Annotated in this window: 9 protein-coding genes; 4 read left to right on the top strand and 5 right to left on the bottom strand. The window is 47.6% G+C overall.

The genetic code is table 11. The features are described from left to right. Nucleotides 1-275: 275 nt before the first annotated feature. From BUA93_RS15465 to BUA93_RS15450, 4 genes are read right to left on the bottom strand one after another with little or no spacing between them, the layout of a single operon-like run. Nucleotides 276-5,303, bottom strand: coding sequence for a pilus assembly PilX family protein (locus BUA93_RS15465; RefSeq protein ID WP_072980950.1), 5,028 nt, complete (start codon nt 5,301-5,303; stop codon nt 276-278). A gap of 12 nt (nt 5,304-5,315) precedes the next feature. After that, complete coding sequence (locus BUA93_RS15460) at nt 5,316-6,740, bottom strand: PilW family protein (protein WP_072980948.1); 1,425 nt, start codon at nt 6,738-6,740, stop codon at nt 5,316-5,318. Continuing rightward, the gene (locus BUA93_RS15455; RefSeq protein WP_072980946.1) at nt 6,737-7,279 is read right to left on the bottom strand and encodes a type IV pilus modification PilV family protein; all 543 of its coding nucleotides are present in this window, start codon (nt 7,277-7,279) and stop codon (nt 6,737-6,739) included. The genes BUA93_RS15460 and BUA93_RS15455 overlap by 4 nt, the downstream gene beginning before the upstream one ends. Then, on the bottom strand, nt 7,261-7,839 hold the full coding sequence (locus tag BUA93_RS15450; protein WP_072980944.1) for a pilus assembly FimT family protein: 579 nt from the start codon (nt 7,837-7,839) through the stop codon (nt 7,261-7,263). The genes BUA93_RS15455 and BUA93_RS15450 overlap by 19 nt, the downstream gene beginning before the upstream one ends. A gap of 444 nt (nt 7,840-8,283) precedes the next feature. Here BUA93_RS15450 and cysS point away from each other — a divergent pair, with 444 nt between their 5' ends. The 4 genes from cysS to BUA93_RS15430 all read left to right on the top strand — a co-directional run bounded on the left by cysS (nt 8,284) and on the right by BUA93_RS15430 (nt 13,073). Beyond that, entirely contained in the window at nt 8,284-9,738 is a 1,455-nt protein-coding gene (cysS, locus tag BUA93_RS15445) for a cysteine--tRNA ligase (RefSeq protein ID WP_072980942.1), read from the top strand. 101 nt (nt 9,739-9,839) lie between these two features. Next, complete coding sequence (locus tag BUA93_RS15440) at nt 9,840-11,120, top strand: MFS transporter (RefSeq protein WP_072980940.1); 1,281 nt, start codon at nt 9,840-9,842, stop codon at nt 11,118-11,120. Between the two features lie 27 nt (nt 11,121-11,147). Further along, entirely contained in the window at nt 11,148-11,804 is a 657-nt protein-coding gene (locus BUA93_RS15435; protein WP_072980938.1) for an MBL fold metallo-hydrolase, read from the top strand. Between the two features lie 72 nt (nt 11,805-11,876). Further along, a complete protein-coding gene (locus BUA93_RS15430) occupies nt 11,877-13,073 on the top strand; it encodes an acyltransferase family protein (protein ID WP_072980936.1) in 1,197 nt (398 codons plus the stop codon). Here BUA93_RS15430 and BUA93_RS15425 read toward each other — a convergent pair. Next, nucleotides 13,070-13,903 (bottom strand): patatin-like phospholipase family protein, encoded by an 834-nt coding sequence (locus tag BUA93_RS15425; protein ID WP_366917079.1) that lies wholly within the window; start codon nt 13,901-13,903, stop codon nt 13,070-13,072. The genes BUA93_RS15430 and BUA93_RS15425 overlap by 4 nt on opposite strands. Between the last annotated feature and the right edge of the window lie 3 nt (nt 13,904-13,906).

The following is a 13,906-nucleotide window of genomic DNA, read 5'->3' as shown; positions in this document are numbered from 1 at the left end:
ACCTACGACTGCGAGAAGGAATGTTCCCGCTCGTGGATGCGTACGCCTCGGTCAGCGGGAGGGGCAGACTCGGAAATGAATATATAAATTTTTCGCAAAGTGTGCAATAGGGGAAGGTGGGATGCTCATTCGTAATCACGGCAGACACCATCGACAAAGGTTAGGATTAAAGAGCCCCCTTTGGGCAAGACATTTTTCTAGAAACAGCTTTATATGCAAGAAAAATCCGGCCCCGTTTTTAAGGGGACCGGATTTTTTAGAATTCAATAAATATTTTACCAATGATGGAAAGAAACACTTCCGCCATTCGATGACGTTACTGTTATCGTACAATTATCGGAAGCATTCAAGCCAATGTCTCGTTCATACCATTGATCCCACGCATTAAAGGTTTCCGTATGATCCGTCCCACTACAATCCGAATATGTTAACGTGATTGGATTTCCACTCCAATGAGCGATTCGTAACTTTGTTGCATAATCCCTATGTTCCAATGTTAAGGTGTACGTCGTCCCTGCAGTCAAAGTCACATCAAGCTGTTTCGCTTGATTATTTCCCGCAACAGTTCCTAGCGAAGCCCATGTGACATAATCTACAACAATGTCGCATTGATCTGTATTCGTTCCACTATATTCATTTTCAACAGTTACTCTATAAGTTCGCTGACCCGTCATATCAGGAGCGGTAAACCCCTCCATCTGTCCACCGGTATAGTTCTTTGTCGTATGGTTTACAAGATCTCGAGCATTCGTATAATCATAAATGCTGTATGCACAACCGGTGTCGCATCCCACAATAGATGTGGGCGCCAACTTTACAAGACTGCCTTTTTGCTGCGTGACCGACTCAGGACATGTCAAATCAGGGGCTGACGGCGTAAAGTTCACAAAATTTGTACAACTAGCCGGGGCATTTTCGCAAGTACATGAAACAGACAACTTCTGCGTTTGTCCTGTTGCGTCAATAGTCCAGGTCTTATCCAGATTAAAATACTCCGATGAACCCGCATTAGCAAAGTTGCAACTATAGCAGTTTAACCCATCAACAGCCTTGCTGACAGAATATGTGAACTGGGTATTAGCAGCAGGTGTTGCAGTAGACACTTCGCATTTCAAAGCATTTACAACATTAATGGTCTTTCGGCACAACTCATGTCCATTATATTCCACCGTATACACATGACTTCCCAAAGTTGCAGGAGCAACTATATTAGACATATTTGTAGATTGCGGCTGGCTTTCAGTTCCAACATTTGCCGAGATAGTGCCGACATTCGATCCATCAAGATTTAAATCAAACGACTGGCCCCCTAAGTAGCCGGGTCCTACAATATTAGTCACATCCAGTTTCATATACGGATAACTTGCCGTCACCGAAGTAGCTTCAGTTGTAATGTTCTGCGGGAAATTCGAAAACTTACAGGATGCGCTCACCAAATTCGAGACATCAACTTCACCCGTACAGTTACTCACATAAATGCTGCTTATCGCACATGTAGAAGGAACATTACTGATATTGATCGTTTCTTGAGGATTGATAGCGCCACTCCAGAAACCACCATTATCCAATGTAATCAACGCACCATTAATCTGAATGTTTTCATTACCGCAATTTGATTCAATCTGCGCGTTCGAGCACGTTTTCCCTGTATAGAAATCAAAGCATCCATCTGAATATCCACCCGTTTTTGAAATCGTCTGGTTATCATTAGAAACCATTGTTTTATCTTCTTGAGTACATACGTTTGCACTATAAGTAACCTCGAAGGAACAAGGTGTAGCAGAATTTCCATACATATTTACCAATCTGAAAGTATATGTTTCTTCTGCCAGTTGAGTTTCTGCGGCTTGTCCCTGGAATGTCGCTCGGATATGTCCTCCATTTACAACGCCGCTTCCATAAGCAACAACGGTATCACCTGTCGCATCCGCCCCAATCTTAGGACGGGTCAGGGAATAGAAGCAACCATTCGAGCAACCAGAATAACTCGGCGCCAATATGGTCATAAACGAGCCATAAGCACTCGTCACATCACTTGGGCATGTTATCGAAGGAGCTGTAACCGTAACAGTCTGATTACATGAAGCGTTTGGAGTACCCGTCACATCCCAAGTGTAACTATGGGTTCCCGCCGTTTCTGGAGTAACTGTCCTGTATATTGTATTGGCGCATTGCACAGACTGGTTATCAAAAGTAGCACTTGTACAAGACCCGCCATAACTACCACTAAACGAAACCGATTCTCCTAGATCGATTTCATATTTATTTACGGAGCACGAAATCGTATTCGCAGTAACAAGTGTTGCCGAACAGAGTGCACGCGAATCGTTTTTATACAAGGTATAGACATAAGTTCCTGGCGAAGTCGGGGCACTAAAACTAATTGAAGTCTGATCAACAACATCAGTATATGTTCCCACATCTTCTACAGAGGGACTTGTTTTCTTCAGCGTCGCAGAAGGCACCGATGCCGCATTCTTAATGTTATCCACATAGAACGTAACATCCGCTCCAGATGTCGTATAGTTATTCGGCATAAAGTAGCAAGTCGCTTCAATCTGCGGTTCAGAACTACTGTACACATCATAACTTGAATACGGCGTCGTCGAAGAGGAACTTACAACAGATACACTAGACGAAGACGAACCACTCGAAGAACTCATTTCCTCGATAATGACATCACCGTACTCGCCAACAACCACATAGAAGTAGTTCCATTGTAAGTTCGTACTTGAAGGAATAAACTTACATCTATAAATACCTCTAGACAATGTTCCTAGGACCGTGGAAGAGGGAACGCCCGCATCGCATTGCGTAGTTCCAGAAATCGTCCTTTTGGTAGGATCATTCAAAACCCTAGCCTGATAGAAGTTCGCAAGCTTCAATGTACCCAAATCCATATCCTTGGGCAAGTAAATCAAACGTGGCATCACAATCACGCTCGAATCCACTTTTTGAATCGTATCTGCAGAAGGAGTTGCATCTGTTATCTTGAATTCTTCATTCTTGTATTCGGATTCCAGCTTCACCTTCAAGCGAGGCGATGTCGCCACAAAATAGGGATCGGTTCCACCATAATCTGTGGGATCTTCGGGTTCGCCCGCACTACTGCTCGACGATGTCACTGTAGTACTGCAGCCCCCATGGTTATTATCGTTTTTGCATATAATATTTGCACGGGACAATGCGGCAACCAGTTCTTCATTGAAGCGAATTTTCATAGTCTGGGTAGCTCCAGCCCTGTGACAATCCGTCAAGTAGATTGTCCCGTTCAATGTACGATCATGCATCTGCAGATTCTTCAAATCGTCTTCACTATACAAGAAGTAATTCGAAGGATACCCCGAGCCTTCGGTGTTCGCATCCGTGCTTATAATGCCATTATAGCCCGAGGGAAAGTAAATAATCGCCATCGACGATTCAGTCATTTTGGGAAGTGCGATCTTTTGCGTTCCCTCGCCATCAATTATGATGATGAACTTTCCATCCAGGATTGCAGAGCCAGCATCAGACCATTGGGGATTCGTGAACTTCAAAAGCAGCCATTCACCACCATACAATTCGCCGTACTCCTTGGCAGTTTCGTAACAATCGCTCATCTGATGCCAGTTGTTACTCCAAGATTGCCACAGAGAAGCGTTACAATGTTTATTCGACGCATTAGAATGCATATAGACACTACTGGTCAACAGATTCTTGTTAAACTGAAGTGGGTCTTCTATATGCGTACCCGTTCCACACCCTTCACCCGTATTTTCCGTTGTAATTCGATTGGCATAATCCGCCATCATATTAGCCCCCCAGCCACTTGTATCCGGAATAGCCGTGAGGTAATCCCCATTTACCTGAACAAATATTTCATCGCGATATATATTATAGAACGGCATTCCCCACATTCCTATCGGCATTCCGCCATAAATCTCAGCATTTTTAGCAAATATGGCACCTTCATTCGATGTCGGAGCGCAATGCAGTTTATTACAATAAGTGTTTCCTGGAAGTCCTTCGCCCAAAGTCGTATAGTTGCTCACATATGCCCCACCCCATGCTTGGTAACTATACATGTTCAGAGCCTTCACCTTATTCGGCACTTCGGTCGAAATACCCCACTCAGTCCACTTTGAATAATTAGGATCGAGCATACCATCAGCAGTACTGATTCTATGCAAGCCAGGCAAAAAGACTTTTGTACCGGCAGTACCTATTCTAATTTTTTCGGACACCGTATAGCGAGCATGCGAACCGGTATTAAATCCACCCGGCACAAAGACATTTCCGTTCAGATACATCATATAAATCTGATTTGTAAAATCATCACCATTGGCATGGGGGAACATAAATTTCTTGTTGTCTTTAATTACGGTATTTCCGCCTACGATAATCGGATAAGCAGACTTGTGACGAGGCAATTCTACATCGCCCTCTGTCGAGAGATTATTGCCAACAGTAAGACTTCCGCCCGCGCCCGTTCCGCAGAAAAAGCCCTCTTTATCAGAACCGGTTATATCAATCCCGTTTTTCACATACAAGTCTCCATCAAAGGTATTATTACCATTTGCATAGAGTTTATCTTCGATATAGGTATCTTTAGTTACATGAAGGCCCGTACAACTTTTCAAAGAACCCTTCACAAACAGGTCTCTAATAGTGGTACTCGAGTTCACGTTGAGCGTACCGGTAACCACCAAGTAGCTATCCACGTTCACCATCGTATTAAAGGATGCATCGCCGTTGATAATAGCCGAGTTCACGTCAAACGAAATCTGATCATCTGCACCACCGAAAAAGCCTTCATGGAAATCAGCGACTTTTTCTTTGGACGGAATGACGGCCTGGTACAAGCCATTAACGTTAAGCATCGCCATTTGACTATACTTAGATCCATCACGCGAAAAACCTATCGAAACGATTTTCAATTTATAGGGATAGCTTTGAACATCGGCACCGACTAAATAGACACTGAATTTTTTGACGTTGTCTGAAGAAGTGATGTTCTGAAGAACACCATCCATCAGCAAACTTTTCGGTCTACCATCGGAGTTCTTATTTTGAAAATACTGCGTCAACAAGGCACCAGCATCATCGGCATTATGTTCCAGCCAGGAGCGGGCCGTTTCTAAACCCGCCTGGGAAGCCTGATACGCCTCGGACTTTTTCAGTTCTGCAGCAGAGGATTCCCCCATGTGGGAAATCCACTTGTAAATAGCCGTTGTCGCAATGGTCGCAACCATCATGATCAAAAGAACCGTAATCAAAGCAACGCCGCGCTTTGTCATGGAATCTATTTTATTTGAAACTGCCATAACCAATTTCTCCTATTCCGTAGCAGTCGCCTTCACGCCATTGCTAGGAACATGAATTTCTGTTTTAAGAACGCTTTTTTCGCGATGGCGATTGATTTCCATGCGAATCATAAACGCCTTAACAAGTTTTTTTTCTTCGGGATCATCGGGATTGTAGCTATAAAATCCAGCACCTGTCGGGAAATGATAAGTTTCCGCCAATTCCTTTTTCACGTGGAATTTCTTTATCGATATGGAGCCCTGATCTGTCAGAGGAGAATACAAGGCAATCGTAAAGGCTAGGCACGCTTTTACAGGAGCCGTTCCCGCCACCGAGAACTTTCCGTATCGGTACTGAGTCGCATTCATGCTTGTCGGAGGGTAAATCATAAAGTCGTTCACTTTTGCCGTCGCTATTCGCGACCCGTCATGCTTTTTACGCAACCCCAAAGCGAACAAATCTTTACCCGGCTGGAACAACCGCATGTTATTGGTCATATAACTCAAACGGAATTCAAACGAATAGACGTCTCCAGGCTTAAAGGTGAACTCATAGCACTTCGTCTTCCAATCCTCAGAGCCAATTGGGCCAGCAGGGGTTTCAGCAATCTCAGCCACATAGAGAGATGTCACATTGTGGACAGAAACAGGCGTTTCTGATTCACTAAAGTTCGTTTCCATATTGGAAACCGTAATCGTTTCGCCACCATCTGTAGGCGACACAGAGCCCACAAATCTATACAATTTTCCCGAGGCAACATCGGCAAGGTTGCCAGAACGAGGCAGCAATCTAAACCGAATTTCCGAAGAAGAAGAGGAACCTGGTTCCGGGAAAATTATGCCGTCTTCGCCAAGGACTGTAGAAGAAGATGATGCCCCCACTTCTGCAGGGCCCGGAATAGAAGGCGTTATAAAAAATTTGCTAACATCTTCAGCAATGGTAACTTCTACAACATCATCCTTAGGACAATCCCCCGTTCCCGTTCCAGATATCGTTTTACACGAACGAATTAGAGTTCCGGTACTATCACTTACATTATAATTCCGCAACGACCAAGTAACTTCCTGGACACCGATAAAGGCTCCGCTTTCATTATAGGCCATCTTCCTAAATCTTAAGGAATCGCCCGAGCGTTCTTCTTCGGCTTCTCTAATCAATTCATACGACGAAGAGTCGACGACACTCACACTAGGGCCAACACTCATAAACACATTGCTGTCTATATGGAACGTAGCAATACCGCTAACATCCTCTTTCCAAGACTTAGTTCCCATTTGAGCGAGATCTTCTTTCAGCAATCCGGAAATATCATTCGACTGCTCTGCCGCCGTAATCATATTACGGGTGCGCACATTGAACTTTGTCGCATCAACAAAAGCTTGGCCCGCCACAAGAACGATAACCCCAATAACAGCCATGTAAACAAGCAGTTCTACGAGGGTAAAACCTTTTTTCATCTGATCACCCCCGTCAAAGAAACCATTTGCACAGAACTCTTAAAGGGCCACTGGACCTTAACATCCAATCGTTTGGCATAGACATGCGTTTCATTACGAAGGTCGGATGTTTCCTGGCTTACATACCCTTCGTCTGTAACACACAAGCAAACACGATAATCAACACGCATCGTATGTTCGACTAACCCAGGAGACCCTTTCCATTCCATTTGATGGTTAATCTTCAACGCATAGATCTTCTTATCCGCATCGGGTTCATTATTACAGGCCACCGCCATATAAGGGCCTTCTGTAACGCAGCGGCTACCTGTATTCCCTTCAGGCAGTTCAACCGCAGTCAAGCCAACGGCATTGAGAGAATCCATCACGTTATGAGCCACGGCAACGGCACCGTCTCTACCTCGAATGCGCAACAGTGTATCCCTGTTGCCCGACTGGAAATTAAGGAGCGCCACCAACATTATTCCAAGAACCGCACTTGCGATCAGTGCTTCTACAATACCGACCCCTCGCTTATTATTTATTGATGAGAAAACCATGAGGCGCCTCCGTCAAAGCTAATAAGTGATTGAAAGCTATTTTTCGCTTGATTCTTAACAACAGCTGCAAGTCTAGAATCATTGATTTTAACAACAAGAACACCTTCTTCTGCAGTAGGATTCAAACCAATCTTGGGTATAAAAATCACAGCCGTCTTTGTCCAATCTTTGGGAGTTTCTTTAAAACCACCTACCGCAGCACTTAAACTCGACGGTACAGGTGGCGTTATATAAGAATAATCCTGGTCAAATTTTAAACGACGAAGAACAGGAAAATCACTCAATGATCCACCACATTGCGAATTAGCGGTATTGTATTTACGCAGCTGCAGTTCATCAACCACAAGCACAATACAGAGCGAATCGGACCGTTGCTTTGTCAGGGTTGAGGCCTGGAAGAAAAAGGCCGACAATTCCTCGACAGCACCCCTAGCACGATTATTGGCCACGGCACTCGACAAATTTGCGACACCCATAGCAGAAAGAAGTCCGATGATGGATACCACCACGAGAACCTCAACTAGGGTAAAGCCCGCCTTCAAACGACTAGCAAAAAACATAATTCAATCCTTACACAACTTCGTCCCAAAGATAGTTCAATGATGCGGGAGACATCCGGATACGCGCATCAACAGCACGTCAAAAGAGTCATCACCAACATACCGAACTTAAAATAACTTTTTTTTTACAAAATGGCTCAAAATTTTTAAAAAAACAACCATTCCTTGCGAAATTTGGCAAAAAAGGGCCATTTTATGCCTCCAGGGTTAATTATGTAACAATTTCGTAGTATATTTTAGGGACTATGATTCTTGAAGACATCAAAAAATACCCTGACGGAATCGCCAACGTTTTCAGGAGATTCCCGTTTGACCAGTTATTCTTACTCACAGCCTTACTGGCGAAAGAGAGCTGTTCCTAAAATAGGGCGAAACGGCCTCCACTATTTTTTTATATTTGGGCGCGAACGGCGCATGTTGCGTCGCATTTAACCGGAGGCTAAAATGGCTCTACAGTTCTACAACACCGCATCGCGCAAGAAAGAAGTATTCACTCTCCCGGAAGGCGTTCCCGCCGTGCGCATGTACTGTTGTGGCCCGACGGTGTACCATTTCGCCCACATCGGCAACCTCCGCACCTACATTTTCGAAGACTTTTTGGTCCGTACGCTGAAGTACTACGGCTACAAGGTGAACCACATCGTGAACATCACCGATGTGGGCCACTTGACCAGCGATGCGGACTCCGGCGACGACAAGATGGAAAAGGGCGCCGCCCGCGAAGGCAAGTCCGTCTGGGACATCGCAAAGTTCTACACCGACGCGTTCATGGCCGACTGGCATCGCTTAAACATTCAGGAACCGACCCGCTGGACTCCTGCCACGCAGCACATCCAGGAACAGATTGAACTGGTGAAGACCCTGGAAGAAAAGGGCTACACCTACCGCACCAGCGACGGCATCTACTTCGACAGCCTCAAGTTCCCGCGCTACGCCGACTTTGCTCGCCTGGACGTGGAAAACCTCCGCAAGGGTAGCCGCATCGACATGGGCGAAAAGAAGAATGCCACCGACTTTGCTCTGTGGAAGTTCAGCCCGAAGGACAAGAAGCGCGCCATGGAATGGGACAGCCCGTGGGGCGTCGGTTTCCCCGGCTGGCACATCGAATGCTCCGCCATGGCCATGAAGTACAACGGCCCGACGCTCGACATCCACTGCGGCGGTACGGACCACATCCGCGTGCACCACACGAACGAAATCGCCCAGAGCGAATGCGCGAACGGCGTCCCGTTCGCCCGTTTCTGGATGCACGGCGAATTCCTGCGCACCGCTAGCGAAGAAAAGCTGGAAGACGGCACCACCGAGCAGAAGTTCGGCAAGATGAGCAAGTCCAGCGGTGAATTCCTGACGGTTTCGCTCCTCATGGACCGCAGCTTCAACCCGCTGGACTACCGCTTCTTCGCCATTGGCAGCCACTACCGCAACTACCTGAACTTCACGTGGGAAGCCTTGGAAGGCGCCAAGGAAGGCCTCAAGAGCTTGCACAAGAAGACGGACCCGCTGATTGGCAAGGCAACCGCAATCACTAGCGATGCCGCCAAGGCTTTCCAGCAGGAATTCAAGGACGCTATCGGCGACGACCTGAACATGCCGCGAGCCCTCGGCATCATGAACACGATGCTCAAGAGCGAAATCGATGACGGCGAAAAGGCAGCACTCGTTGCCGACTTCGACCAGATTTTCGGTCTGAAGCTGGACGAACCTCGCGAAGAATATGCCAAGAAGGGTGCCAACGACGGCGTGGATGTCGCAAAGATCGAAGCGCTGTTAGCCGCCCGTAAGGAAGCCCGTGCCGCCAAGAACTGGGCCGAAAGTGACCGCATCCGCGACGAGCTCGCCGCGATGAACGTTGTCATCAAGGACAGCAAGGAAGGCACGACCTGGGAAATCAAGGGATAGGGCGGCGTTGCCGCAGTTTGCAGAACTTAGACCGCTACGCTCTTAGAACTTAGTATATCATTCCGGCCTCCGAGCCGGAATCTTTTTTTAAATTACCTTCGATGATTTTCTTGCTTGTTGTCATCTACGCCGCATTCATTGGACTTGGCTTACCCGACACGATTCTCGGTGCAGCCTGGCCTCTGATGCGACAGGACCTAGGAGCCCCCATTTCAGCAGCGGGGCTTCTTTCTATAATCGTATCCATCGGCACGATAATCTCCAGCCTCGTTACACCGCGGTTGATCCGCCTTTTAGGAACAGGAAAACTTGTCGCCTACAGTATCGCTCTGACGGCAATCGCCTCGATGGGTTACGGGTTCGCCCATTCGTTCATCTTCCTTTGCGTGTGTGCGGTTCCTATGGGGATCGGGGCAGGCGCAGTCGATGTGGCGATGAACAACTTCGCGGCCATTTACCTAGAATCAAAACACACGAACTGGTTGCATGCCAGCTGGGGAATTGGCGCGACTCTCGGCCCCGCGTTTCTGTCGGTTTCCATCTTTGCAGGAGAAGGTTGGCGAGGAGCCTACGAACTCGTGGCTCTTCTTCTGGCCGCGATTTTCGCGACCATCCTTATTTCACTTCCACTTTGGAAAAAGACCGAAGCCGGAAATAGCGTTCAAGGCGCCCCAAGTAACAATTCCAATAATGACATTGCCCCCCGCTTACGAGACGTCATCCGTATTCCCGGAATAAAGCTCTCGTTCATGACCTTCTTCTTTTACTCCGCTCTCGAAATTTCGACGAGTCTCTGGTGCGGAACCTACCTGATTGCACGCGGATTCAAGCCCGAAACCGGGGCCATCTGCGTTTCGTTGCTATTTGCGTCAGTGATGGCGGGCCGCATCATCAGCGGATTTTTTTCCATCAAATTTACGGATCACCGGTTGATTTACGCAGGAATATTTGTCGTCATCGCAGGGTGTTTCGTACTTTCGATGCCACTTCCGTTATGGGTCATGCCCGTCTGCATCTGCTTACTCGGCCTCGGATGCGCTCCCGTCTACCCGTCTCTTATCCACGCGACTCCAGCACGGTTCGGAGAAACCGTTTCAAGCCAAGCCATCAGCATTCAGTTGGCAGGATCCTATGTAGGCTCCATACTGATGCCGCCTGCATTCGGTCTTATCGCCACAAAATTTTCGGTTCACCTCTGGCCGATTGCACTTTCCGTTTTTGTCGGATTGTTACTTTTATGTGTGTGCCTGCTGGATTACGTCACGCACCGTAAGCTCAACAAGTCATACGCCCGCGAACGCGTCATGGACATACTGCACGAGATTTCAATGAACGATCTCAAGCGGATTCGGCGGATGCACAAGAAGAAAAAGAAACACTAGAAGACAATAATCCTCAGGAAGGACGCCATGAAACTCAAGCCCTTTGTGTTCAATCCGTTCGGAGTCAACGGTTTCGTTTTAAGCAACGATACCGGAGATGCTATTCTGATTGACCCGAGCGTCAGCAACGAACGCGAGGAAGCGGCGTTGGCGAACTATATCGCCACAAACAACCTGACCGTGCGCCACCTGCTGAACACGCACCTGCATTTGGACCACGTATTGGGCAATGCGTTTATCGCCAAGACTTATGGGGTGCAGCCCGAAGCGCACGAAGAGGACGCCTTCCTTTTGGATTTGCAAGAAGAGCAGAGCCAGATGTTCGGGCTTCCGCTGCGGGAACCGTCGCCCGGACTCGGCAATTACCTTGCCGAGGGCGATGCCGTCGAGGTGCCCGGCATTCGCTTGCAAGTGATTCATGTGGCCGGGCACTCCCCCGGCGGCATCGCGTTTTACTGCGAAAACCCGGGCGAAGTCAACGGCCAGAAGAATGTACCGCCGCTCCTGTTCCCCGGAGACATTCTGTTTGCAGGGAGCCGCGGACGCAGCGACTTGTTCGGCGGCGATGAAGATGCACTCGTGCGTGGAATCAAAAGCAAGCTCCTGACGCTCCCGAAAGAGACGGTCGTATTCCCCGGACACGGGCCGATGACGACAATTGCAGACGAAAGTAGATGGTATTAATCGGTTATCCCAGCACAGGGCCGAGATACAAACGCGAAGACGACAAAGAGTCCGGCAGGACAATCAAACGGCATGAGCGACAAGGCTACAAGAATTGGGTGGATTGACGAATTCAAGGGATTCGTGTTGTTGCTCGTCTGTTTTTACCATATCGAACAAAGTTTCTCGAATGTAAGCATGGGAATGTTGCACTTGAGCGCGCTCCGCATGTCGGCATTCTTCTTTATTTCGGGAATGCTTTTCAGCACGCGACGTTTTTCCGACTTCAAAAGTTACTTTATCCATAAAACGCGCGTCCTGCTGATTCCCTATATTTTGCTTTCGTTGCTGTTCCTGGCACTAGATCCCGTTCTATACCACTTTGAATGGTTCCCGCGGGCTCCGCGCATGACCATAATGAATATCAAGCCCGAAATTACGGGCGTGTGGGATTACCTCTACTGGAACCTCGCCAAAATTTTCATTGCAGGAAAATCTTCGATCGGATCGGGGCCTCTCTGGTTCGTGTTCACGCTGTATAGCGTAAGCCTGATGTTTTACGGGGTGATGGTAATTAGCAAACGGATTGAATCATGGATTCCGTCGCTTCGCTCCAGAATGACTGTTGCGGGAATTGCCATTGCAAGCCTTATTGCAGGTTGGCTCCTGTACAAAAATCATATTCGCCTGCCGTTTGGAATCGAGCGCGACTTGACGGTGCTATTCTTTTTTACGTGCGGATGGATTTGCCGCGAGCCGATAAAGAATTTATCTAGAGATTGCTTTGGGTTTCGCTCCAGCAATGACATACAATACACAGCCCTTCAACGCTGCTCGGGGACCTTATTGACAGCAGGCATCGCCCTCATTTCATTCGTTCTCTATGCATTTGTCGAAAATCCTGACCCGAATTTCAGCATCATGAACAACGTCCTTGGAAAGAGTTTGGGATTTTTTCTTGCCAGTTCCTTTTTCGGCATCGCCGGACTTATTGCCACATTCATAGTTGCTGACAAACTACCGAATATCGCGCCCATACGAATCGCCAAAGGGATTCTGCGAAACATTTCCAGGAACGCGCTCGTAATCCTCGCCGTTCACTGGTGGATTCTACTAGTTTTGCGGATTGTTTTCAAGAGCGAGCTTGACAAACCTGGGACGGCCTACCTTTCGGCAATCATCGTTACTGTTGCCGTCACCATCGCCATCCCGATTTTTAGATGCAAACTCTACAAGCTGCTCGGGAAAGAAAAAGTAAGCGTTCGCGAGAGCCTGCGCATTCGCGATTAAATTTCCAAGAAGGCCTTTAAATCGTCCATTCGCTTTTTTGCAATTTCGACACCGTGCTCATACGATTCGTTCATCTTATCCATATTCGTGTCAAACTGATCGCAGAGTTCAATCAGCGGACGAACGAGGAACAGGCGGCCTTCTTTTTCAAGTTTTTCAATCTGCACAAACATTTTGTCGTAACGCTTGAGACGAATCATGAGCGCACGGAACAGATCAGGATACTTGCGTTTGTACATCGGATTCAGAATCGCACGGTACTTGCGGAAATCCGTTACCGCTTCGCCAGGATAATGCGTCGATATTGCAACGACCTTGTCACAGCCCCTCTCGAACGCGCGTTCAAAGGGAATCGGTACGGTAATGCATCCGTCTGCATAATGTTTCCCTTCAAGGGAGGCCATCGGGAAAATCATCGGAAGTGCGCAACTGGCGCTGATCAAATCCAGGAGTCTTTTCTTGTCGGCTTTTTCGGACTTGAATTCGGCGCGTCCCGTTTCGCAGCAAGTGAGGCCTATTTCAAATTCAGTTCTAGAATTGCAGTAGGCGTCAAAATCCAGCGGCATTTCACCGTCGGCGGCGAGGTAGTTGAGCGCATGGAATTCTTTTTGAATCCCTATAAACTTGCTCGCCCACTTTTTGCCTTTCTGCAAGCGAGTCGGAAGCACAATAAAGCGCAGACGACCCTGCTGACGAGTGATAAAGTTGACCGCAGCATGAGCTCCAGCCGAAACTCCTGCCACATAATTAAAATCAATTCCACCCTCTTCAAGCCAGGTATCAATCACACCCGCACTGAACATAGTCTGGCGAGACCCGCCTTCTAACACAAG

Source organism: Fibrobacter sp. UWH4 (assembly GCF_900142475.1).
Taxonomy (GTDB): Bacteria; Fibrobacterota; Fibrobacteria; order Fibrobacterales; family Fibrobacteraceae; genus Fibrobacter.
This window is presented reverse-complemented; position numbering and strand designations above follow the sequence as displayed.

What these genes read in the sequence shown, in the direction of transcription:
- BUA93_RS15465 (WP_072980950.1), bottom strand. Translation starts at nt 5,303, where the DNA reads ATGGCAGTTTCAAATAAAATAGATTCCATGACAAAGCGCGGCGTTGCT.
- BUA93_RS15460 (WP_072980948.1), bottom strand. Translation starts at nt 6,740, where the DNA reads ATGAAAAAAGGTTTTACCCTCGTAGAACTGCTTGTTTACATGGCTGTT.
- BUA93_RS15455 (WP_072980946.1), bottom strand. Translation starts at nt 7,279, where the DNA reads ATGGTTTTCTCATCAATAAATAATAAGCGAGGGGTCGGTATTGTAGAA.
- BUA93_RS15450 (WP_072980944.1), bottom strand. Translation starts at nt 7,839, where the DNA reads ATGTTTTTTGCTAGTCGTTTGAAGGCGGGCTTTACCCTAGTTGAGGTT.
- cysS (WP_072980942.1), top strand. Translation starts at nt 8,284, where the DNA reads ATGGCTCTACAGTTCTACAACACCGCATCGCGCAAGAAAGAAGTATTC.
- BUA93_RS15440 (WP_072980940.1), top strand. Translation starts at nt 9,840, where the DNA reads ATGATTTTCTTGCTTGTTGTCATCTACGCCGCATTCATTGGACTTGGC.
- BUA93_RS15435 (WP_072980938.1), top strand. Translation starts at nt 11,148, where the DNA reads ATGAAACTCAAGCCCTTTGTGTTCAATCCGTTCGGAGTCAACGGTTTC.
- BUA93_RS15430 (WP_072980936.1), top strand. Translation starts at nt 11,877, where the DNA reads ATGAGCGACAAGGCTACAAGAATTGGGTGGATTGACGAATTCAAGGGA.